The following is a 21,780-nucleotide window of genomic DNA, read 5'->3' on the forward strand; positions in this document are numbered from 1 at the left end:
GCCCGCCCCACCCCTGGGTCGACTCAGCTCAGCTCAGCGCGGTGAGCGTGAGCGTGGCCCGGTAGGTGCCGTCGGTGACGTCGACCGGGATCTTCAGCTCCAGGTCGGCGCCGAGCTTGGCCGAGCCGCGCGAGTGCCCGACGTCGGCGCGACCCAGGGTCGACGACGACGAGAGGCCCTCGCCGGCGTCGAAGCCCGAGCCAACGCGGTCGCCCGCGATCGCACCGGCGCCCTGCTCGACGACCTTCGGCGTCCACCCGAGGTACTTGCCCGAGAACGACGTGCCGCCCGCGGCGAAGTCGCCGACCTGCGCCGAGACCGCCCAGTTCGGGCCCGAGCGGCGCGTGTCGGTCACCCGGATCGGGTTGATCGAGCCGGCGGCCGCGAAGTGGTCGCCCTGCTCGGTCGCGGTGCCGAGGTCGACGATGCCGTTCGTGCCGTCGATCGACCACACGAACTCGCCGGGCGCGCCCTCGGGCACGGTGACCTGCAGGCGCTGCGCGTTCGGGTCGGTCGCGCGCTGCAGCGTGACCTGGTCGACGACCGAATTGACCGGCAGGGCATCGCCGTTCGCCTGCGAACGCAGGGTCTTCACGGTCACGGCGTCGGCGGTGACCTCGACGGCGGTGTAGTTGCGCACCTTCTCCTGGTTCGCCACGCTCAGCCACGGGAAGCCCTGCGGCTGCAGGTCGTAGTACTTCGAACCCGACGCCGAGTTCGAGGTCACGTACAGCACGCCGCCGGGGCCCGCGGTCACGGTGTCGGCGCCCGCCTGCTCGTCGGGGTTCGCGATGTCGCCGTTGTGCAGCAGGTACGTGCGGGCGTAGCTGTGGTCGTGGCCCTGCAGCACCAGGTCGATGCCGAGCTCGGAGAACAGCGTCGGCCAGGTGGAGCGGCGGTCCTTCACGTCGCTGTCGGTCGCGTGGGGGCCGGCGGAGTAGATCGAGTGGTGGAACGCCACGACCTTCCACGACGCCTCGTCGCCGTGCTCGGCGACGACGTTCCGCACGAACGCCTCGTGCGACGCGTAGTCGCGGCTGTTCGAGTTCAGGTCGATGAACAGCACGCCCTTGTGGACGAACCAGTAGTCGCCGCCCGAGCTGGCTCCCGAGCCGGGGCCGGCCGCGCGGTCGGTGTTCGGGGTGCCGAAGTGCTGCTCGTACGCCTTCGATCCGACGTCGTGGTTGCCGTTGGTCGCCACGAAGGGGATCTCGCGCAGCGCGTCGGGGGCGAGGAAGGCCGCGTACTCCTCCTCGTTCGCCGCGTGCTCGACCTGGTCGCCCGCCGAGAACAGCAGCTCGGCGTCGGGGTACGTCGAGGTCGCCACGTCGAGCGTGTCGGCCCAGCCGTCGCCGTCGCGGCCGATGTTGCCCGACGAACCGATCTGCGGGTCGCCGAAGAACAGGAAGTCGAAGTCGCCCTCGAACGCCCGGGTGCGGAACGAGTGCACCGTCGACCAGTCGCCGTCGGTGCCCACGCGGTACACGTAGGCGGTGTTCTCGGCGAGGCCCGTCAGCGTCGCGACGCGGTTGAACTCACCGCTCGTCGTCGCGCCGCCGGTGGCCGGCACCGTGACCGCCGAGACCGGGAACTTCCCGTCGACGACGGCCGCTGCGGGCGCGAACTGCGCGACCTGCGCGGTGTCCTTCGAGGTGTACCAGGTGAGCATGCGCTGCGACTCGTCACCGCCGACGCCGAGGACGACGTCGGTGATGGCGGTCGAGCCCGTCTCCCGTTCCACCGGCGCGAGCGAGGTGAGTGCGAGGTACGCGTCGCTCGAAGTGGGGCGGTCCTGGTACAGCGCGATGGCGATCGTGTTGGTGCCGGCCTGCAGGGCGGCCGCCGGCACCTGGAACGTCGAGGTCGCCGGGTCGCTGAGGCCCTCACCCGCGTAGGTGAGGTTCTGCTGGGCGGGCGGCACCTCGTTCACGCGGTCGTCGGCGAGCCCTGCGACCTTCGTGCCGTTGACGAACACCTGCACGGCGTCGTCGTAGACGACGGTGCCGGCGAGGCCCGAGATCTCGCTGAGCTGCGCCGAGGTGACGTCGAACGTGGTGCGGAAGTGGAACGTCGGCACGTCGACCTTCGACGCCGCGTTCGGGTCGATGTACTGGTTCAGCACCGTCGAGACCGGGAACGCCGAGCCGAGGTTCGGCGTGGGCGAGCCGTTCTTGGCGCCGAAGGCGCCGGTGCCGCTCTTCCACGCCGAGTCGTCGTAGCCGGCACGGGTCCACACGATCCGGTCGGCGTCGCCGCCGGCGGGGTCGACGTTCGTGTCCGAGTACTTCCACGTCGAGCCGGTGCTCAGGAAGGTCGCGGGCAGGTCGTCGGCCGCGCTCGCCGACACCGCGGAGAGGGCGACCGATCCCGCGACGAGCGAGACCAGGCCGACCGCCGCGATGGCGGCGCGCGGGGCGCGGCGGAGCCGGCCTGACGCGAGGGCTGGGGTTGTCATGATGTGCGGTTCACCTTTCGAGTGAGTTCGCGGAGGGAGCACGCGCGCCCGGAGAGGCGCGCGCTGCGCACATGCGCGCCCTCACGGTTTCGACGCCGGATGAATCGGGGATGAACGGCCGGCACCGGCGGGGTGGCCCGCCCGATAATTGACCGTGCTCGACCGAGTCGGCTCACTCGAGACCCAGCACGCGCTGCGTGAACCACACCAGCGCCGTGCCCGTGATGCCGGTCGCGAGGGCGACCGACGCCCACAGGGCGGTGCGCGGCATCCGGCGGCGCAACAGCGTGAGGGCCGGGAAGACCAGCGCGATGATGCCCAGCTGCACCGCCTCGATGCCGATGTTGAAGACGAGCAGCGACCACAGCAGCGTCCACGACCACGGTTCGTCGATGCCGAGCGCACCCGCGAACCCGAGGCCGTGCACCAGGCCGAAGGCGAACACGACCCCGAGCCGCGACCAGTCGGCGCGGTTCAGTCCGAGCGGGCCCCGGTGCGGCGGTTCGGGCAGGTACAGCCGGTCGCGGCGGCGCCACAGGCCGCGCAGGTACCAGATCGCGACGACCGCGATGGACCCGGCGATCACCGGCTCGACGACCGCCGGCGGAGCGTCGACCACCCCGAGCGCGGCGAGCAGGAAGGTCACCGAGTGGGCCACGGTGAACGTGGTCGCGGCGAGCACCACGTCGCGCAGCCGTCGCGAGCCGATGATCAGGGCGAGCAGGAACAGGATGTGGTCGATGCCGCTCAGCAGGTGCTCGGCACCCAGCAGGAAGAACTCGCCGAAGCGTTCGCCGAGCGACTGACCGGTCGAGAACGAGGGATGCGAGGCATCCAGTGCCGCGCTGCCGTTCGCGCCGTCCAGCTCGTAGGTGACGATCGTCTTCGTGTCCCGCACATAGCCCTCCTCGTCGGGAAACAGGCTGCTTCGCACCTCGTGCGCGGCGTGCGCCGCGTGCTCGCCGTCGGCCGCCGGGCAGGTGAAGTCGAGCACGAGCTGCGCGTAGGGCACGTCGTCGCGGATGCGCGAACCGAACCCGCCCGTCTGCTCGGACTCGCACGCGACGCCGTCGGCGGTCACCGTGAATCGCTGCGACACGTAGGCGAGCACGGTGTCGGCATGCGCATCGAGCGCCCGGGCCTCGTCACCCGTCTCGAACAGGGCCATGCCCTCGTCGAAGAGTGCGGGGTCGTGCTCGTATTCGGCGGCCGAGACGACGAGCAGGTCGTACTCGAGTTCGAGCGCGGCGCGCACGCGGTCGGGAGCGGGGGCGGTGACTTCGACGTAGACGGTCGAGGTGAAGCCGTGGGCGGTCGCCGCCGCGGTCGGCAGCAGGGCGCCGACGAGGGCGAGCCCGGCGGCGGCGAGCCCGGCGGCGGCGCTCGCGATGCGTCCGAGGGCGAACGGATGCCTCGGGCGGCGCGGGTGTCGTGAGCTGCGGGCTGGGGCGGGGGACATCGGGCTCCTCGGGGTCGGCGGGGCGTCGCCCGGGCACCATGCCCGAGGCGGATGAACGGCAGGCGACGCCCGGGCGAACCCGGGGCGACGGCGCATCACCGCGTCCGAGCCCATGCGGCGCGACGCACGGCGCGACGCGTGACGTGACGCGCTGCGTCGGGGTGCGTCGCTCGATGCCGGACGTTCGCGTCGCGTTCACCCGTCGGTCGCGCGGGCTCCACGTGCGGGCTGCGCGCCGTTGCGACGCTGCGGTGCCGAACCACCTGAGGAGGCCTCGCCGTGACCGATCGCCGTGCGATCCCCCCGCGCACTCGAGTGCGCCTGGCCGTGTTCGTCGCCGCCCTGCTCGCGCCGGGCGTGGCGCTGGCCGGGTGCGCGCTCGCCGCGTCCACGCACGGCGCGCCGACCGCGATCGGTTCGCCGGTGCCCGGGGTCGCCCCGCTCGGCCACGGGTTCCTGGGCGATTCGGGCCCCACCCCGACCCCCGAGGCGACCGTCGAACCCGAACCCGGTTCATGGGCGGGCGTCGTGCCGCCGTCCGGCTACCGGGTCGTGCTCATCACCGCGGGCGACGACCCCGCGAGCACGGCCGTCGCGGACGGGGTGCGGGTCTGGGCCGCTCGCACCGGTGTCGCCCTCGATGAGCGCACGGCGGTCGACGACGACGGCGTCGAGGCGCGCATCGAGGAAGCCGTCGCCCTCGCTCCCGACCTCGTGGTCGGTGCCGGTGCCGGCGTCGTCGACGTGTTCGCGCTGCTGACGGCCCAGCACCTCGGGCAGCAGTTCCTCGTGGTGGGCGCCCAGCTCGCCGAGCCCACCGAGAACGTCACCTCGGTGATCTGGGACGGCGCGGCGTTCCGCGGCACGGGGCTGGCCGCGGCATCCGAGCCGACCGCCGAGGCGATCACGCCCGCCCGCGCGAGCGACGCGATCGAGGCCGGCGTTGCGAGCGTGCTGCACGGGCACACCGGCATCGTGCTGCACCTGTCGACTCGGTGAGCGTGATCGCAGGTCTCGATACGGGCCGCGTGGCTGCCTACGCGACCGGCGCGGAAGTGCGAGGGCCGCGCAGCAACCCCAGGATGAGCAGCACGAGGCCGAGCTCGATCGCCCCGGCCGCGAAGTAGATCGCCTGCAGGAAGCTGAACGGGATGAACACCATCTGCACGAAGATCCAGATCAGTGCGGCGTACCCGGCCGCAGTCGACCAGAACAGCGCCGCCGGGCTCCGACGCAGCAGCGACCCGAACGCGAGCAGGTGGATGCCGCCCAGCACGAGCGCGAGCACCAGCCCCGGCACGAGGTAGCTCGAGAACGGTGACCCCTCGAGGTACTCGAGGGGCGGCCTGATGACCATCGCGACGTCGGGATTCAGCGAACCGGCGGTCAGCGCGACGCCGCCGGCGAACGCGGTGACGGCGACGATCGCCTGCACGACGAGCAGCACGACTCTCGATGTGGTGTGCATGAGGTCAGTATCCTCGCCGCGAACGCTTGCCGCGAGGCATCCGCTCTGCTGGACTCGACGCATGACCGCGCTGCTGCCGCCCGTTCCCGAGTCCGTGAGCGAGGAGCTCGTCGAGCTGGGCGAGGACGTCATCCTTCGGGTGCTGCGCGGGGGCTCGGGCACGCCGATCGTGATGCTGCCCGGCTGGACGTGCACGGCCGACTTCTTCGTGCACCAGCTCGCCGACTTCCCCGACCGCGGATTCGAGGTGATCGCCGTCGACCCGCGTGGGCACGGCGGTTCGTCCAAGCCGCTCACCGGCAATACCTTCGCGCAGCGCGGCCTCGATCTCGACGCGCTGCTGAACGCGCTCGACCTCGACCGGGTGGTGCTGTTCGGCTGGTCGTTCGGTGTGCTCGACGTGCTGTCGTACCTGCAGCAGTTCGGCACCGGCCGGGTCTCGAAGCTCGTGCTCGTCGACGAGACCCCGAAGGTGCCCGCGATGCCCGGCACCGAGGAGTGGGGCGAGGCCGAGCTCAGCCACGACGGCATCGTCGCGTTCCTGCGAGCCATGATCGACGACCGGGTCGGGTTCTGGACCGCGTACGCCGCCTACATGATCGGCCGCGACGAGGGCGCCCCGCTCGACGATCCCGACATCGCGCGCATCGTCGAGCTCGGGCTGCAGACGCCCGAGCACATCGCGGTCGCCACCGGCGCCGACGGGCTCACCAGCGACTACGCAGAGGTCGCATCGGATGCCTCGGAGCAGGTGCCGACCCTCTTCATCGCGCGCGACGACTGGGCCGAGGCCGCCGCGCACTGGGTCACGGTGAACATGCCCGACGCCGAGTTCGCGACCATGCCCGTGCACCTGGGGTTCGCCACCGACCCGGTGTCGTTCGACCGCACCGTCGCGGAGTTCCTCGAGCGCGACGAGTAGGGCGCCTCCGGCGGCTCCGGCGCGACGACCGGGCGATGGGGTCGGTTCGGTGTGGCGGTATCCTTGCGACCGCAAGCAGTCGGTATCGAGGAGAGCGGATGTCACGACGGAACCACCGCGTCGCGGTGCTCGTGCTCGAGGGCGCGAAGCCGCTCGACGTCGGCATTCCGGCGCAGATCTTCACGACCCGGGCGAGCATGCCCTACGAGGTGCGCGTGTGCGGGGCGACCCCCGGCATGGTGACGGGCGGCGACGGACTCTCGTACCACGTCGCCGAGGGACTGGAGGCCCTCGAGTGGGCGCAGACGATCTTCGTCCCGGGCTACCGGCACCCCGATCGAGAGGACCCGCCTGGCGCCGTGGTCGACGCCCTCCGTGCGGCGCATTCCCGCGGCATCCGGCTCGCAGCGATCTCGACCGGCGCGTTCGCGCTCGCCGCGACCGGCCTGCTCGACGGCCGCCGCGCCACGACCCACTGGCACTACACGAGGCAGTTGCAGGCGAAGCATCCGCTCGTCCGTGTCGATGAGAACGTGCTGTTCGTCGACGAGGGCGCGCTGCTCACCTCGGCCGGTGCGGCCTCGGGCATCGACCTCTGCCTGCATCTCGTGCGTCGCGACCACGGAGTCGCACTGTCGAACCACGTTGCGAGGCGGCTCGTCGCCGCCCCCTACCGCAGCGGCGGGCAGGCGCAGTACGTGCCGCGGGCACTGCCCGACCCGCTCGGCGAACGGTTCGCCGCGACGCGCGAGTGGGCGATCGCCCGACTCGGCGACCCGATCACGCTCGACGACCTCGCCCGGCACGCGAACGTGTCGGCCCGCACCTTCTCGCGGCGGTTCCGTGACGACACCGGATACACGCCGATGCAGTGGGTGCTGCGCGCGCGCATCGACCTGGCCCGCGAACTGCTCGAGCGCAGCGACCTCGGCGTCGAGCAGATCGCCGCGCAGGCCGGGCTCGGCACGGGCGCGAACCTGCGGTTGCACTTCCAGCGCATCCTCGGCACGTCGCCGATGGAGTACCGGCACACCTTCCAGCGCTGAGCGGGGCGGCGGGCAGGCCCGGCCGGCCCCGGGCTGCGTCGGCGTCGCTGGTGCGGTTGCCGCCCTGCGAAAACAGGATGAGGCGGGTTATGCGGGTCGGGTGAGGGGGATGGCTCGGCTGGTCCTGTTTTCGTCGGAGGGTGGGCGGGTGCGACCGGCTGCCTCGGCGTCGCTGGTGCGGTTGCCGCCCTGCGAAAACAGGATGAGGCGGGTTATGCGGGTCGGGTGAGGGGGATGGCTCGGCTGGTCCTGTTTTCGTCGGAGGTCACGCGTGCCGCGTCGTCGAGGAGCGCGGCGTGCTCGGTGCGCGCGAGGAAGTCGCGAATCGTGTCGCGACTGCGGGTGAGGCAGGCGAGGCGCTCCTCGATGCCGGCGAGCTCTGCGGCGAGCATCTCGGCGACGCCGCGGGCGCAGGTGGGGCGGCTGTCGGATGCCACGCCCTCGAGCACGAGCACCTCCTTGACGAGCCGGGTCGGCAGGCCCGACTGCACGAGGCCGGCGATGCGCCGCACGCGATCGACGTCGGCCTCGTCGTAGGCGCGGTAGCCGTTCGGCTGCCGCTCGGGCGCGAGCAGGTCCTGTTGCTCGTAATAGCGCACGAGGCGCGGCGAGACACCGGCACGCTCGGCTACTTCACCGATCTTCATGAGCCCTCCGGATGGTCGGATCGATGCAGGCGCATCAACACCTTGACATTGACATCAATGTCAGAGTTTAGCGTCGAACCATGCACCGCACCAGCCAACCCACCAGCCGACGCGCGGGTGAACGTGACGCCGTTCGCACGCACGGCCCCTCGCGACTCCCTTGGCCGTCGCTGCTCGTCCTCGGCGCTGCCGCATTCGTCATGGTCACCGCCGAGATGCTGCCGACCGCGGTATTGCCGTGGATGAGCGCCGGCCTCGGCGTGACCGAACCGCAGATCGGCCTGCTCGTCTCGATCTGGGCCGGTGTGGTCGTGGTCGGATGCCTGCCGCTCGCGCACCTCACCCGTCGCTTCGATCGCCGCGCCGTCATCGTGTGGAGCCTCGTCGCGCTCGCCGGCTCGACCGCCGCGACCGCGCTCGTGCACACCTACCCCGACGTGATCGCCGCACGGCTCATCGGCGCGCTCGCCGTCGGCCTGCTCTGGGCCACCAGCAACGCGCACACCGCCGACCTCGTCGCCGACCGCGACCTCGGCCGAGCGGTCTCGGTCGTGCTCGGCGGCGCCACGCTCGGCACGGTGCTCGGCACGCCGGTCGGTGCGGTCGTCGCGGATGCGATCGGCTGGCGGGCCGCCTTCGGCGGGCTCGCCGTTGCCGCGCTGATCGCGGCGGTGCTCGTGCGGTTCGTCGTGCGTCGGACTCCTCGGGTCGCGGATGTCGCGGAGCGCGCGGCGGCGAACGGTTCCGTCGCGGTCGGCGGCGACACGGATGCCTCGGAGCGCGGCGTCCCCTCGGCCGCCGACGCCGGGCGTGGCATCCGCCCGATCGTCGTGGTGATCTCGCTCGTCGCCGTGCTGCTCGTCGGGCATTACGGCGCGTACACCTTCGTCACCCGGCTCGTCGATGTGCCCGGCGTTCCGGGCGGCATCGGTGCGATGCTGTTCGCGTTCGGCGTCGCCTCGGCGATCGGCGTGTTCGTCGCAGGCCGGTTCGCCGACACCCGTCGTGCGCTCGTCGGGGCGACGTTCGTCACAGCTGCGGCGATCGCGGCGCTGGTGTTCGTCGGCGCGAGCCCCGGGTTCGCGGTGGGCGTGGTACTGCTGTGGGGCGTGGCATCCGGGGCGGTGCCGCCGCTCGCCCAGACCCTGGTGCTGCGCCTCGCCGGTCCGTCGCGCCGCGATCTGGCCGGGGCGCTCATCCCCGTGGTGTTCAACCTCGGCATCGCGATCGGGGCGGCCCTCTCGTCGGCCGTGGTGAACGGGTTCGGCATCGGCACGCTGCCCGTGCTCGCCGCCGGCGTGGTCGTGCTGTCTGGGGCGGCGCTCGCCGCCTCGGGGTGGTCGGCCCGGTCGTCGGGCGCCCGTTCCGCTGTGAGCGGATCGGAGCAGACGGCGACGGGCGCGCAGGGTTAGCCTCGTGCCATGGCGAGCATCACGTGGCATCCGTCGGCCGAGCGCCCGCGCCGCCGTGCGCTCTGGCGCGAGGCCGTCGGAGCCCTGCTGCGGCAGGAGCGCCTCGAACAGCAGCGCACCCTCGCCGACGTCGCCCGCGAGGCGGGCGTCTCGGTCCAGCACCTGTCCGAGGTCGAGCGCGGCCGCAAGGAGGCATCGAGCGAGGTGCTCGGCGCCGTCGGCGAAGCGCTCGGGCTCGACCTCGCCGATCTCGCGGCGGGAGTCGCGCGCATGCTCACGACCGACCGCCGCATGGCCGAGGCCCGGGGGCGCGTGATCGTGCTGCCGACGAGCGTCGATCTCGGCGTGCTGCCGTCGCAGATCTCGCCCGGCACCCCCTCGGCGCTGCTCGCCGCCTGACCTGCCCCCTCCCCCCTGCCCCCCTGCCCCCCTGCCCCCCTGCCCCCCTGCCCCCCTGCCCCCCTGCCCCCCTGCCCCCTGCCCCCTGCCCCCCTGCCTACCCTCCCCCTGCCCCCGGGCCCGCCTGGGAACACATTCGAGGATTCGGAACACGTTTCCAGGGATTCGTCCTCCCAATCCTCGAATGTGTTCCCGGTCCGCGGGGCCACGCACGGATCCCGATCGGTCAGACCAGCGGAAGCGCGAGGCCGTCGCGCCGCACCGGGACCAGGTGATCGGCGATGCCGTACTCGACGGCCGCAGCCGCCGGCAGGATCAGGTCGCGGTCGGTGTCGCGCCGCACCTGCTCGATCGGGCGGCCCGTGTCGTGCGCGAGCACGGTCTCGAGCTCGGCACGCACCCGCACCACCTCGTCAGCATGGATGATCAGGTCGGGGATCGCGCCCTGCCCCTGGATCGACGGCTGATGCAGGATGACCCGCCCGTGCCGCAGGATCGACCGCAGTCCCGGCGTTCCGCCCGCCAGCAGAACCGCGGCCGGGCCCGCGGCCTGCCCGACACAGGTGGTCGCGACATCCGGCCTGATGTGCTGCATCGTGTCGTAGACCGCGAGTGCCGCCTGCGGGGATCCGCCGGGCGAGTTCAGGTACAGGCTCACGGGCGTGTCGGGGCTGTCGGACTCGAGGTGCAGCAGCTGCGCGATGAGCACATTGGCCACGCCGTCGTCGAGCTCGGTGCCGAGGTAGACGATGCGCTCCGAGAGCAGGCGGCTGTACACGTCCATCGAGCGTTCGACGCCGGCGCGGCGTTCGACGACGTAGGGGATCGAGTAGGTGCTCATGCGCGTACTCCTTCGGTTCGCGGGGCGAGCGGATGCCTCGCTGCGGCGCCGTCGGCGGCGTCGGGCAGCCCGATGCCGACGGTGCGGGCGGGCGGCGCCGGGTAGATGTGGGCGGCGTCTCGCACGACCCGGTCGATGAATCCGTACTCGACGGCGGCCTGAGCCGTCCACCAGCGGTCGCGCTGCGAGTCCTCGGTGATGCGGTCGAGCGACTGCCCGGTGTGCTCGGCGATGAGTGCGAGCACGGTGTCGCGCGTGTACCGCAGGTCTTCGGCCTGCAGTTCGACGTCGATGGCGGTGCCGCCGATGCCGGCCGAGCCCTGGTGCATGAGGATGCGCGCGTGCGGCAGCGCGGCGCGCTTGCCCGGGGTGCCCGCCGAGAGCAGGAACTGCCCCGCGCTGGCCGCCATGCCGATCGCGAGGGTCGACACGTCGTTCGGGATCGCGCGCATCACGTCCATGATGGCGAGCATCGCGGGCACCGAGCCGCCGGGGGAGTTGATCCAGAACGCGATGTCCTCGCGAGGATCGTCAGCGCTCAGCATCAGCAGCTGGCTGATGAGCCGGTTGCCGATCGCCTGGTCGAGCGAGTCGCCGAGTACGACGATGCGGCGGTCGAAGAGACGCGCGGCGAGGTCGGCGTCGATGGGGTGCAGTGGAGCGGTCGGTTCGGTCATGCCCTCAGCGTGCGCGCCCGGATGCCCCGCATGCCACGCTTTCCCCCGTGGGCGGATCCCCCGTCGGCGGAATCCCCATCCCGCCCCGTCGGCGGATGCCCCATCCCGCCCCTGGGCGGTGCTTTTCTCAGGAGCTTCTGCGTATCCGGGCGCCGAAACGTACCGAATCGCCTGAGAAGGGATCCCAATCCGCCCGCGGCTCCTGAAAAGGGGTGGGTGCGGCGGCGGCCGCGAACCATCCGTTGCAAGATGCAACGGATAGGCGTAGCGTTGCATTGTGCAACATAACGATCAGGGTGAGCGTGCGGAAGATCCGCGATCGACGGATGCCTCGGGCATCCTGCATGCGCTCATGCTGATCTCGCGCCGCGGCGTCGCCGACGCGCGTACCGCGCCGACCAGCCTGTCGATGACCGCGCAGTCGATCGTGGCCTTCATCGTCGACCACCCGGGCACCCGGTCGGTCGACCTGGCCCGCGAGTTCCGGCTCAACCGCTCGACCGTCTCGCGCCAGCTCGGCGACCTCGTCGCGCTCGGGCTCGTGCGCGAGGCTTCCGGCACCGGTCGCGGTCGCCCGCTCGAGCTCACCGAGGCGGGCCGACGCGCCTACGACGAGACCGTCGCGATCCTGCAGGCGGTCGTCGATGCGAGCCTCGCCGGCTGGAGCGACGCCGAGGTCGCGCGCTTCGCCCGCGACCTGGCCCGGTTCAACGCCGCGACCACCGGCAGCGCCGGCGGCCGCGTCGAGCCGGTCGGCTCCTCCCCAGACCCGGATGCCTCGGGTGAAGAACCACCACGTGGCATCCGCCCATGAAAGAACACCCCGACCAAGAACTCCACGAGAGGACAGGGACCCCCTGATGAAGCACATCACCGTGCTCGGCACCGGCGTGCTGGGCTCGCAGATCGCGTACCAGACCGCCTTCAGCGGCTACGACGTGGTCGCCTACGACATCGACGACGCCGCGCTCGACGCGGCCCGCGAGCGATTCGCCAAGCTCGCCGTGACCTACTCGCAGCAGGTCGCGGGCGCTGCGGGCGGCAAGGCCGACGACGCGCTCGCGCGCATCCGGTACAGCGCCGACCTCACCGACGCCGTGCGCGACGCCGACCTCGTGATCGAGGCCGTGCCCGAGGCGCTCGAGCTGAAGCGCGACGTGTACACGAAGCTCGCCGCGGTCGCGCCCGAGCACACCGTCTTCGCGACGAACTCGTCGACCCTGCTGCCGAGCGCGCTGGCCGAGTTCACCGGTCGGCCCGCGAAGTTCCTCGCGCTGCACTTCGCGAACCAGATCTGGCTGCACAACACCGCCGAGGTCATGGGCACCCCGCAGACCGACCCGGCCGTGTTCGAGCAGGTCGTCGAGTTCGCGGCATCCATCGACATGGTGCCGATCGTGATCAAGAAGGAGAAGGCCGGCTATCTGCTGAACTCGCTGCTCGTGCCGCTGCTGAACGCGGCCGGCGACCTGCTCGTCGACGGCATCGCCGAGCCCGACGCGGTCGACAAGACCTGGCGTATCGGCACCGGCGCGCCGATGGGCCCGTTCCAGATCTTCGACGTGATCGGCCTGACCACTGCGTACAACGTGTCGATCGCCGGCGGCGAGAAGCAGCAGGCGTTCGCGAAGTTGCTCAAGGAGCAGTACCTCGACCAGGGCAAGCTCGGCGTCGCGACGGGCGAGGGGTTCTACTCCTACCGCTGAGCGCGCGGTGCGCGGACGAGGGCGGGGCGGATGTCTCGCGCGTGGCGCGATCCTTTCGGATGATGTCGCCTGCGCCACTGCCGCGGGCGGGCGGGTTCGGCGAACATCGTCACGTCGATTCGAAAGGAACCACACCGACATGACCCGCATCGCCATCAATGGATTCGGCCGCATCGGACGCAACACGCTCCGAGCCCTGCTCGAGCGCGACGTCGACCTCGAGGTCGTCGCCGTCAACGACCTGACCGAACCCAAGGCGCTCGCCCAACTGCTGAAGTTCGACAGCACCCTCGGCCGGCTCGGGCGCACCGTGACCGTCGAGGGCGACGAGATCGTCGTCGACGGCCGTCGCATCACGGTGCTCGCCGAGCGAGACCCCGCGAACCTGCCCTGGGCCGAGCTCGGCGTCGACATCGTGCTCGAGTCGACCGGTCGCTTCACCTCCAAGGACGCCGCGTCGGCGCACTTGGTCGCCGGAGCGAAGAAGGTGCTCGTGAGCGCCCCCGCCGACGGCGCCGACGTCACCCTCGCCTACGGCGTGAACACCGACGCGTACGACCCGGCCGTGCACACCATCGTGTCGAACGCGTCGTGCACGACGAACGCGCTCGCGCCGCTCGCCGCGGTGCTCGACGACCTCGCCGGCATCGAGCACGGCTTCATGACGACCGTGCACGCCTACACGCAGGAGCAGAACCTGCAGGACGGCCCGCACCGCGACCCGCGCCGCGCCCGCGCCGCCGGCATCAACATCGTGCCCACGACGACCGGTGCCGCGAAGGCGATCGGCCTCGTGCTGCCGCAGCTCGACGGCAAGCTGTCGGGCGACTCGATCCGGGTGCCCGTGCCCGTCGGCTCGATCGTCGAGCTGAACACGACGGTCGCGCGCGACGTGACTCGCGAGGACGTGCTCGCCGCCTACCGCGCGGCCGCCGAGGGGCCGCTCGCAGGTGTGCTCGAGTACTCGGAGGACCCGCTGGTGTCGAGCGACATCACCGGCAACCCGCACTCGTCGATCTTCGACGCCGCGCTGACGCGCGTCGACGGCCGCCACGTCAAGGTCGTCGCCTGGTACGACAACGAGTGGGGCTTCTCGAACCGCGTCATCGACACGCTGCTGCTGCTCGCGGCCTGATCGCCACGCCGGGCGGGTCCCGCCCGTCCCGCCCCGCCCCGCCCGGTGCCCCCTTCGTCGGGGACGCTTGTGGTCGCCCGCACCCGACGTGAGCGACCACGAGCGTCCCCGCAGGGGTGCGTCGGCCCCGTGCGCCGGCCGCGCCGGGTTAACGTGGACGGATGCTGGTCACGAGGCTGCGGGTGCACCCGGTGAAGTCGCTCGCGGGATACGACGTCGGCATGGCGCGAGTCGAGACCTGGGGGCTCGCCGGCGACCGACGCTGGGCGGTGGTCGACCGCGACGGCGCGACCGTGACAGCGCGCGAACGCAACCGCATGCTCGGGCTCACCGCCGAGGCACTCGCCGACGGCGGGGTGCTGCTCGGCGATGCCGGGGCATCCGGCAGCGACCTGCTGCGCGTCGATCCGCCTACCGACGCAACACCCATCCCCGTCGGCATCTCACGCCAGCGCGAGGCGCTGCCCGCGGGCGACGAGGCCGACGAGTGGCTGAGCACCAGGATCGGGCAGCCGGTACGGCTCGTGTGGCAGCCCGACCCGCGCGTGCGTCCGGTGAACCCGACGCACGGCGGCCTCGCGGGCGAGCACGTGAGCCTCGCCGACGTGGGGCCGCTGCTGCTCACGACGCAGGCTTCGCTCGCGCAACTCGACCGGTGGACCGACGACGAGACGCCACCCCTCGACATGCTGCGGTTCCGCCCGAACGTGGTGATCGACGGCGATGAGCCGTTCGCCGAGGAGGCGTGGTCGCACGTCGACATCGGATCGATGCGGTTCCGCGTGGTCGGCGTGTGCGACCGATGCGTGATGACCACGATCGACCCGACGACGCTCGTACGCGGCAAGGAACCGATCCGCACACTCGCCCGGCATCGCCGTCGCAACGGCAAGACCTACTTCGGCATCTGGCTCGCACCCGAGACGACGGGCGAGATCGCCGTCGCCGAGGAGGTCGTGCCGAGGCTCGGTTGATCGCTCGGCTTCGAGGCCTCCGCGCGAGCGATGAGCCTCGACGACGCGACGCCGCCCAGACGATCTCGCCCGCCAGCACCCTCGGAGTTCGGCTGCGCGAGCGGCGAGGTGCGCACGGGCCGGGCGACCGCGGTGCCGACGATGCCGAGCGCGGCGCCGGCGATCATCATCGCTGCGACCGGCCACCAGTGGCCGGTCGCAGCGAGCATCGCGGTCGCGGCGATCGGAGCGAGCGCTCCGCCGAGGATGCCTCCGGCCTCCCGGCCGATCGAGATGCCCGAATAGCGGATGTTCGCGGGGAACATCGCGGTGAACCAGGCGGGCTGCATGCCATCGGCGGCGGAGTTGACGATGCCGATCAGCAGCGCCACGAACCCGACCACGAGCGCCGCGTTGCCGGTGTCGAGCACCACGAACAGCGGTACGGCGAGTAGGCCCAGGCCGGCGAGCGCCCACGCGGTCAGCTGCCGGGCGCCGATCCGGTCGCCGACCGCGCCCCACAGCGGGCACAGCACCGCGGCGAGCGTTGCGCCGACGAGCAGTGCGGTCAGCGTGACCCAGCGGGGCATGCCGGTCGTGGCCGCGTAGCTCAGGCAGAACACCGTCACGACGTAGAACGTCGCGTTCTGTCCGCCGCGGATGAGCAGGATCGCGAGCACGTTCCGCGGTCGACGCAGCACCACGGCGATCGGTCGGTGCACGCGTTCGTGCCGCGCGACCACGTCGAGGAACTCCGGCGATTCGCCGACGCGACGGCGCAGCACGAGGCCGATCGCGACGAGCACGAGACTCGCCAGGAACGGCACGCGCCACCCCCACGACAGCAGCGCCTGTTCGTCGAGCGTCGCGACGAGCACCACGAATGCCAGGTTGCCGAGGATCAGCCCGACGTAGACCCCGCTGGTCACGAACGCTCCGCGGAATCCCGGTCGCACGCGCGAGTGCTCGAGCGCGAGCAGCACGGCGCCACTCCACTCACCGCCGGTGGCAGCCCCTTGGATGAAGCGCAGCACGACGAGCAGCGTGGGTGCCGCCGCGCCGATCTGGGAATGCGTGGGCTGGAGCCCGATGAGCGCGGATGCGATGCCCATGACGAGCAGCGTGCCGAGCAGCGTGCGTCGCCGGCCGATGCGGTCGCCGAGGGCCCCCGACAGGAGGCCGCCGAGCGGGCGGGCGACGAAGCCGGTGGCGTAGACGGCGAACGACAGCAGTACGCCGGTGAGCGGGTCTTCGTCGGGGAAGAACAGCGTCGGGAACACGAGCGCGGCTGCGGTGCCGTAGAGGAAGAAGTCGTACCACTCGAGCACGGTTCCGGCGGTCGCCCCGACCAGGGCGCGGCGGGCGGGGGCGCGGTTCGCGCCGTTCACGAGGACGCACCTGCGGTCAACGCGTCGGCCCGGCCGGCGTCGGCCACGAGCGGGGCCGCGAAGAACGCGAGTTCCAGCTCGGACGAGCGGCGGAACGCACGTCGCATCCGCTCGCGCACCTCAGGCGGGGCCGCGGCCGCCGTCTCGATGACGATGCGGATCGCCTCGCGGTTCGCGACGGCGAACTCGGCATCGCCGTAGGTCGCGAGCCACGACGCGTACGGGTGCTCGGGATCGCGCGGGGCCGCCCCGAAGCCGCCGTCGGCGAGCCGGTCGCCGAGGTCGGCGTAGATCCAGTAGCAGGGCAGTACGGCGGCCACGAGCTCGGCGTAGCTCCCGCGCGCCGCGGTGGCGTGCAGATGGTCGAGGTAGGCGACGCTCGTCGCGTCGGGTTCCGGGGCGGCGCCCGGGTCGGATGTCCCGCCCAGCCACTCGGCGTGCAGCGCGAGTTCGCCGTCGAGGGCGCCGACCGATGACCGCGCCCAGAAGGCCTGCTCCGAGGCATCCGACGCGAGCCTGGATGCCTCGGCCAGCACCCGCGCGTACTCGCCCAGGTAGATCGCGTCCTGTGCGAGGTAGCCCGAGAACACGTCGCGCGGGAGCGTACCGTCGGCCAGTCCGCGCACGAACGGGAGGTCGTCGATCGCGCTCCGCACGTCGACGATGTGCGTCCACCACTCTGCCTCGACCTCGGCGGCAGTCGGGGCGGTCGTCGTACCGCCGCGCGACCAGAGGCCGGCGAAGTGATGTACAGGCCCGTGGCCGCCGCCCACGGCGAGCTCCTCGCCGTGCCGCAGCGACTCGCGCAGCCATCGGCGCGACTCGGCGATGGCGGGTTCCCATTCGCCGTGCGAGGCGCGCAGCGTGGCGACCGCCGATGAGAGCGAGCAGCCCGTGCCGTGGGTCGCCGTGGTGGCGATGCGGTCGCCGTCGAACTCGACGATGGTGGCGGTCGCCGCATCGACGAGCGCGTCGGGTGCCGTCGCCCCCGCGAGGTGTCCGCCCTTCGCGAGCACCCGCACGCCGAAACCGGCTGAGACGGTCTCGGCCTGGGCGATGACACCGGCCCAGGTGGTTGCAGATTCGGCGTCGGCGAGCACCGCGAGCTCGGCCACGTTGGGCGTCACCACGTCGGCCAGCGGCAGCAGGTCGCGCAACGCGCGCTCGGCGGCCGGGTCGAGCAGCCGGTCGCCGCTGGTCGCGACCATCACGGGGTCGAGCACGACGACCGGCGGGCGGATGCGACGCAGCCACGCGGCGACCGTGTCGATCACCTCGGCATTCGCGAGCATGCCGATCTTCACCGCATCGATCTCGATGTCATCGGCGATCGCGTCGAGCTGGTCGGCCAGGAACGTCGCAGGCGGCACGTGCACGCCCCGGACCCCGCGCGTGTTCTGCGCGGTGAGCGCCGTGATCGCAGCCATGCCGTACCCGCCGACCGCCGCGATCGACTTGAGATCGGCCTGGATGCCCGCGCCGCCAGACGGGTCGCTGCCCGCGATGCTCAGCACCCGCGGCACGCGTGCCGCGGGGTCGCCCTTGCCCGCTGGTCGAGGATCGCCCGACGCAGTCGGACGCATCTCGAGACCCCGCGACCGTGCCTCCCACCGCACCGGCTCGATTCCCGCGCTCTCCGCCCACCGCGCGACGAACTCCGCGGCCGCTGCACGCGGATCACGTGCCGCGCAGATCGCCGACACCACCGCGACGCCCGCGGCCCCCGCGCGGCGCAGCGCCGTGACATCCGCGACGCCCACGCCGCCGATCGCGACGCAGGGCAGCTCGGTCGCTGCGGCGATCGCCGCGAATCCGTCGATGCCGAGGGCCGGCGGGTGATCGGGTTTGGTGGTCGTCGGTCGAATCACGCCGACGCCCAGGTAGTCGACCGTGCCGCGGGGCAGGCGCGCGACCGCCTCGAGATGCGCCGGCGTGTTCGCGGTGAGGCCCACGATCGCGTCGGGTCCGAGGGCTCGGCGTGCGGCGAGCACCGCCGCGTCGCCCTGCCCGAGGTGCACGCCGTCGACGCGGATGCCGCGTTCACGCGCCGCGACCACGACGTCGAGCCGGTCGTTCACGACGAGCGCTGCGCGCCCGCCGATCACCCGTGCGAGCTCGGCGACCTGGTCGAGCAACTCCTCGGTGGTCGCCTGCTTGTCGCGCAATTGCACGACGCGCACGCCGCCCGCGACCGCCTCGGCCACGACGTCGGTCACGCCACGCTCGCCGCAGAGGGCGGCATCGGTCACGAGGTAGGTCGACAGGTCGAGCGGATGCCGCGGGCTCACGCCGGCACCACCGCGGCCGGTGCCGTGGCATCCGCGTCGCCCGCAGCGCCCGCTGCGACCCGCGCTCGCTCGGTGACCCGCGCGCCGTCGACCGCGGCGAGCGCGTCGAGGAACCGCACCGCGAAGGTGCCCGGCCCGACCGCCCGGCCCGTCTCGTCGGTCGCGGCGAGCTCGGCCGCGACGGTGTAGACGAGGGTCGCCGCAGCCGTCGCGGTGAACGCGTCGTGCTCGGTGCCGAGCGCCGCCGCCAGAAACGCCGCCGTCACCGCGCCGAGCGCGCAGCCTCCGCCGGTCACCCGGGTGAGCAGCGCGTCTCCGTTGGCGAGCCGCGCCGTGCGCACGCCGTCGGTGACAAGGTCGACCGGGCCCGACACGGCGACGACCGAGCCGAACGTCGCCGCGAGGTGCGTTGCGGCGTCGGCGGCGGCCTCCGTCGTGTCGGCCGCGTCGACGCCGCGTCCGCCGGCACCTGCGCCGGTGAGCGCGAGCACCTCCGACGCGTTGCCGCGGATGGCCGTGGGCCGGCCGGCGACGAGCTCGTGGGCGAGCGCGGTGCGCACCGGCAGTGCGCCGATCGCGACGGGGTCGAGCACCCACGGCGTGCCCGCCGCGTTCGCGCCCGCGACCGCTTCGCGGGCGGCCGCACGCTGCTCGGGCGTCGGAGTGCCGAGGTTGACGAGCAGACCGCCGGCGACGCCGGCGAACAGGCCCGACTCGTCGGTGATGTCGACCATCGCCGGAGCGGCGCCGAGCGCGAGCAGCACGTTCGCGGTGAAATTCGTCACCACGCTGTTCGTGATGCAGTGCACCAGTGGGGTCGTGGATCGCACGCGGTCGAGCAGCTCGACGCTCGCGGCGGTCAGGTGGGCAGGGTCGGTGAGTGCGCGCGTCTGCATCGCGACATCCCTTCGCTAGTACGAGCTAGATCAGGTTCGACGGGTGTGATCTCAGCCGCGCGGTCGCGGCACCCCGTGTCACTGCGTGCGAGCCTAGCGGACGTGTTCGGAGACCCGGTGAGATGCGTTGCGGGCGGCGTCAGATCGCCCGCGTGAACGCGACGCGATGCTCGCCCGGCCCGTCGTAGTCGCGCCACGCGAGGACGCCGTCGACCTCCATGTCGCCGGTCGCAGTGAACCCCATCGCGGCGTGGAACTCCTGCGATCGGCGGTTGCCCGGCCCGGTGATCGCGTCGACGCGGTGGCCGCCCGCGGCGCGCGCCTCGGCGAAGAACGTCTCGTAGAGCGTGCGCGCGAGCCCGGCCCCGCGCAGGTCGGGCCGCACGCCGACGAAGTGGATGTACGCGACCCCCGGTTGCGCGCTCGAACGGAATCCGATGAGGAACCCCGCCAGCCCCGAGGCATCCGTCGCGATGAAGCTCGTGTCCGAGAAGTGCTGGAAGAACAGCCGCGGCATCAGCAACGGCAGGTGGCTGGTGCCCGGCAGCCCCCACCACTCGGTGATGACGCCGACGACCGCCGCGTGGTCGCGCTCGGTCGGGCGGCGCAGCGCGACCCCGGCGGGCAGGTCGCCGACGGGCGCGATCACGGATGCTTCGGGAGCGCCGGATGCCTCGGGAGCGCCGGATGCCTCGGGAGCGCCGGATGCCTCGGATGCCTCGTCCATGCGCCGATCCTCCCAGACCGGCCGTGCTGCGGCATCGGGCAGGATGGAACGATGCCGTCGTTCCGTCGAACCATGCTGAAGTCGAAGATCCACCGGGCGACCGTGACGCACGCCGACCTGCACTACGTCGGCTCGATCACCGTCGACCAGGATCTGCTCGACGCGGCCGACATCCTGCCGGGCGAGCTCGTCTCGGTCGTGAACATCGCGAACGGCGCCCGATTCGACACCTACACGATCGCGGGCGAGCGCGGCTCGGGCGTCATCGGCGTGAACGGCGCGGCCGCGCGGCTGGTCGCGGTGGGCGACCTGGTCATCCTGATCTCGTGGGCGTCGCTCGACGCGGCGGATGCCGCGGAATTCGCGCCGGCGATCGTGCACGTCGACGCGGCGAACCGCATCGTCGAACTCGGCACCGACCCGGCCGAGGCGATCGTCGGCGACGTGGCGACCCCGCCCCACGCGGTGCTCGCGTAGGGGCCGAGTCCGCCGGTCCCGTCGTGCTGGGCTCCCGACCCGTCCGAGAAAACAGGATGAGCCGGGTCATCCGTCTTCTGTGCGACCCTTGGCGCGTCTGATCCTGTTTTCGCGCGAGACGAGCGCCCCGCGCGCCCGGCCGCAGGGTGGACGCTGGGTCGCCTACCATGGCGGCATGGCACTGCCTCAGGTGTGCGTGGTGTACCTCCTCCGCGAACGCGGCGGCGCGACCGAGGTGCTGCTCGGGGTGAAGCGGGTCGGGCTGGGGGTCGGCAAGCACGTCGGCCCGGGCGGCAAGATCGAGCCCGGTGAGACCCCCCGGCAGGCCGCGGTGCGCGAGGTGCGCGAAGAGGTCGGGCTGATCGTCGACGAACGCGATCTGGAGCACGTCGGCACGCTCGACTACCTGTTCCCCGCGAAGCCGGCGTGGAGCCAGCAGTCGCTCGTGTTCCGCTGCCGACGGTTCGCCGGTGAGCCGCGCGAATCGCGCGAGCTCATCCCTCGCTGGATCACCCTCGACGACGTGCCCTTCGACCTGATGTGGGATGACGCGCAGCACTGGCTGCCGGGGGTACTGCGCGGTGGCGGCATCGAGGCGACCTTCGTGTTCGGCGACGACCTCGATTCGGTGGTCGAGCGGCGCCAGCTGGGGGACTGGGCGGCGGCATGAGCGGCGCGACGTAGGCGCGGCTGCGCTGCGCTGTGCTCGGCATTCGCCCAGACATCCTCAAGGGTTCACGCAGTCCACGCCCAGTCGACACCCACCCCCCGTCGATAGTCTGGCTGCAGGCCGCGACGTCGACACCAACACCCTGCGATGGCGAATCCGGCCGATTCCGACCCCGATGCATCCACCGCCGGATGCGGCGCCGTGGCACTTCCTT

The 21,780-nt window shown here is 72.2% G+C and carries 21 protein-coding genes and 1 riboswitch; of the genes, 11 read left to right on the forward strand and 10 right to left on the reverse strand.

What is annotated here, in order from left to right; genetic code table 11:
* Positions 1-28 precede the first annotated feature (28 nt).
* Both FLP10_RS11065 and FLP10_RS11070 read right to left on the reverse strand, forming a co-directional pair.
* Positions 29-2,455 (reverse strand): purple acid phosphatase family protein, encoded by a 2,427-nt coding sequence (locus tag FLP10_RS11065; protein ID WP_149160910.1) that lies wholly within the window; start codon positions 2,453-2,455, stop codon positions 29-31.
* A 172-nt stretch (positions 2,456-2,627) separates the two neighbouring features.
* On the reverse strand, positions 2,628-3,914 hold the full coding sequence (locus FLP10_RS11070; RefSeq protein WP_149160911.1) for a HupE/UreJ family protein: 1,287 nt from the start codon (positions 3,912-3,914) through the stop codon (positions 2,628-2,630).
* Between the two features lie 279 nt (positions 3,915-4,193).
* Here FLP10_RS11070 and FLP10_RS11075 point away from each other — a divergent pair, with 279 nt between their 5' ends.
* On the forward strand, positions 4,194-4,913 hold the full coding sequence (locus FLP10_RS11075) for a type 1 periplasmic-binding domain-containing protein (protein ID WP_149160912.1): 720 nt from the start codon (positions 4,194-4,196) through the stop codon (positions 4,911-4,913).
* A 37-nt stretch (positions 4,914-4,950) separates the two neighbouring features.
* On the opposite strand, the gene FLP10_RS11080 is transcribed toward FLP10_RS11075, so the two are convergent.
* Entirely contained in the window at positions 4,951-5,382 is a 432-nt protein-coding gene (locus tag FLP10_RS11080; RefSeq protein WP_149160913.1) for a hypothetical protein, read from the reverse strand.
* 61 nt (positions 5,383-5,443) lie between these two features.
* Here FLP10_RS11080 and FLP10_RS11085 point away from each other — a divergent pair, with 61 nt between their 5' ends.
* Positions 5,444-6,304 carry an alpha/beta fold hydrolase gene (locus FLP10_RS11085; protein WP_168209178.1) on the forward strand — a complete coding sequence of 287 codons (861 nt, stop codon included), beginning with the start codon at positions 5,444-5,446 and terminating at the stop codon, positions 6,302-6,304.
* A gap of 98 nt (positions 6,305-6,402) precedes the next feature.
* Entirely contained in the window at positions 6,403-7,350 is a 948-nt protein-coding gene (locus FLP10_RS11090; protein WP_149160915.1) for a GlxA family transcriptional regulator, read from the forward strand.
* Positions 7,351-7,562: 212 nt separating this feature from the next.
* Here FLP10_RS11090 and FLP10_RS11095 read toward each other — a convergent pair whose 3' ends face one another.
* Positions 7,563-7,997, reverse strand: a complete 435-nt coding sequence (locus FLP10_RS11095) for a MerR family transcriptional regulator (protein ID WP_149160916.1) — start codon at positions 7,995-7,997, stop codon at positions 7,563-7,565.
* An 80-nt stretch (positions 7,998-8,077) separates the two neighbouring features.
* Between FLP10_RS11095 and FLP10_RS11100 the strand changes: the two genes are divergently transcribed.
* Both FLP10_RS11100 and FLP10_RS11105 read left to right on the forward strand, forming a co-directional pair.
* The gene (locus FLP10_RS11100; protein ID WP_149160917.1) at positions 8,078-9,409 is read left to right on the forward strand and encodes an MFS transporter; all 1,332 of its coding nucleotides are present in this window, start codon (positions 8,078-8,080) and stop codon (positions 9,407-9,409) included.
* Positions 9,410-9,418: 9 nt separating this feature from the next.
* Positions 9,419-9,808 (forward strand): helix-turn-helix domain-containing protein, encoded by a 390-nt coding sequence (locus tag FLP10_RS11105; RefSeq protein ID WP_149160918.1) that lies wholly within the window; start codon positions 9,419-9,421, stop codon positions 9,806-9,808.
* Between the two features lie 226 nt (positions 9,809-10,034).
* Here the strand turns inward: FLP10_RS11105 and FLP10_RS11110 are convergent, their stop codons facing one another.
* Positions 10,035-10,649 carry a ClpP family protease gene (locus FLP10_RS11110; protein ID WP_149160919.1) on the reverse strand — a complete coding sequence of 205 codons (615 nt, stop codon included), beginning with the start codon at positions 10,647-10,649 and terminating at the stop codon, positions 10,035-10,037.
* Complete coding sequence (locus tag FLP10_RS11115) at positions 10,646-11,326, reverse strand: ClpP family protease (protein WP_149160920.1); 681 nt, start codon at positions 11,324-11,326, stop codon at positions 10,646-10,648. The genes FLP10_RS11110 and FLP10_RS11115 overlap by 4 nt, the downstream gene beginning before the upstream one ends.
* 277 nt (positions 11,327-11,603) lie before the next feature.
* Here FLP10_RS11115 and FLP10_RS11120 point away from each other — a divergent pair, with 277 nt between their 5' ends.
* The 4 genes from FLP10_RS11120 to FLP10_RS11135 all read left to right on the forward strand — a co-directional run bounded on the left by FLP10_RS11120 (position 11,604) and on the right by FLP10_RS11135 (position 15,141).
* The gene (locus FLP10_RS11120) at positions 11,604-12,140 is read left to right on the forward strand and encodes a MarR family winged helix-turn-helix transcriptional regulator (RefSeq protein WP_149160921.1); all 537 of its coding nucleotides are present in this window, start codon (positions 11,604-11,606) and stop codon (positions 12,138-12,140) included.
* Between the two features lie 46 nt (positions 12,141-12,186).
* A complete protein-coding gene (locus FLP10_RS11125) occupies positions 12,187-13,032 on the forward strand; it encodes a 3-hydroxyacyl-CoA dehydrogenase (RefSeq protein WP_149160922.1) in 846 nt (281 codons plus the stop codon).
* Positions 13,033-13,171: 139 nt separating this feature from the next.
* Positions 13,172-14,167, forward strand: coding sequence for a type I glyceraldehyde-3-phosphate dehydrogenase (gene gap / locus FLP10_RS11130; protein WP_149160923.1), 996 nt, complete (start codon positions 13,172-13,174; stop codon positions 14,165-14,167).
* 161 nt (positions 14,168-14,328) lie between these two features.
* Positions 14,329-15,141 carry an MOSC domain-containing protein gene (locus FLP10_RS11135; protein ID WP_149160924.1) on the forward strand — a complete coding sequence of 271 codons (813 nt, stop codon included), beginning with the start codon at positions 14,329-14,331 and terminating at the stop codon, positions 15,139-15,141.
* Here the strand turns inward: FLP10_RS11135 and FLP10_RS11140 are convergent.
* The 4 genes from FLP10_RS11140 to FLP10_RS11155 all read right to left on the reverse strand — a co-directional run bounded on the left by FLP10_RS11140 (position 15,063) and on the right by FLP10_RS11155 (position 20,419).
* Positions 15,063-16,508, reverse strand: a complete 1,446-nt coding sequence (locus tag FLP10_RS11140) for an MFS transporter (protein WP_149160925.1) — start codon at positions 16,506-16,508, stop codon at positions 15,063-15,065. The two genes, FLP10_RS11135 and FLP10_RS11140, sit on opposite strands and share 79 nt — an antisense overlap.
* A complete protein-coding gene (locus FLP10_RS11145; protein WP_149160926.1) occupies positions 16,505-18,796 on the reverse strand; it encodes a bifunctional hydroxymethylpyrimidine kinase/phosphomethylpyrimidine kinase in 2,292 nt (763 codons plus the stop codon). Before FLP10_RS11145 ends, FLP10_RS11140 begins: the two co-directional genes overlap by 4 nt.
* Positions 18,793-19,692: a hydroxyethylthiazole kinase gene (thiM, locus tag FLP10_RS11150; RefSeq protein WP_149160927.1), complete on the reverse strand. Its 900-nt coding sequence runs from the start codon at positions 19,690-19,692 to the stop codon at positions 18,793-18,795. The genes FLP10_RS11145 and thiM overlap by 4 nt, the downstream gene beginning before the upstream one ends.
* Positions 19,683-19,778: riboswitch (TPP riboswitch) on the reverse strand. (Overlaps the previous gene by 10 nt.)
* 53 nt (positions 19,779-19,831) lie before the next feature.
* A complete protein-coding gene (locus tag FLP10_RS11155; protein WP_149160928.1) occupies positions 19,832-20,419 on the reverse strand; it encodes a GNAT family N-acetyltransferase in 588 nt (195 codons plus the stop codon).
* 72 nt (positions 20,420-20,491) lie between these two features.
* Between FLP10_RS11155 and panD the strand changes: the two genes are divergently transcribed.
* Positions 20,492-20,896, forward strand: coding sequence for an aspartate 1-decarboxylase (gene panD, locus FLP10_RS11160; RefSeq protein WP_246150000.1), 405 nt, complete (start codon positions 20,492-20,494; stop codon positions 20,894-20,896).
* 175 nt (positions 20,897-21,071) lie between these two features.
* Complete coding sequence (locus FLP10_RS11165) at positions 21,072-21,566, forward strand: 8-oxo-dGTP diphosphatase (protein ID WP_149160930.1); 495 nt, start codon at positions 21,072-21,074, stop codon at positions 21,564-21,566.
* Positions 21,567-21,780 lie beyond the last annotated feature (214 nt).

The sequence above is a fragment of the Agromyces intestinalis genome, assembly GCF_008365295.1.
GTDB classification, from domain to species: Bacteria; Actinomycetota; Actinomycetes; order Actinomycetales; family Microbacteriaceae; genus Agromyces; species Agromyces intestinalis.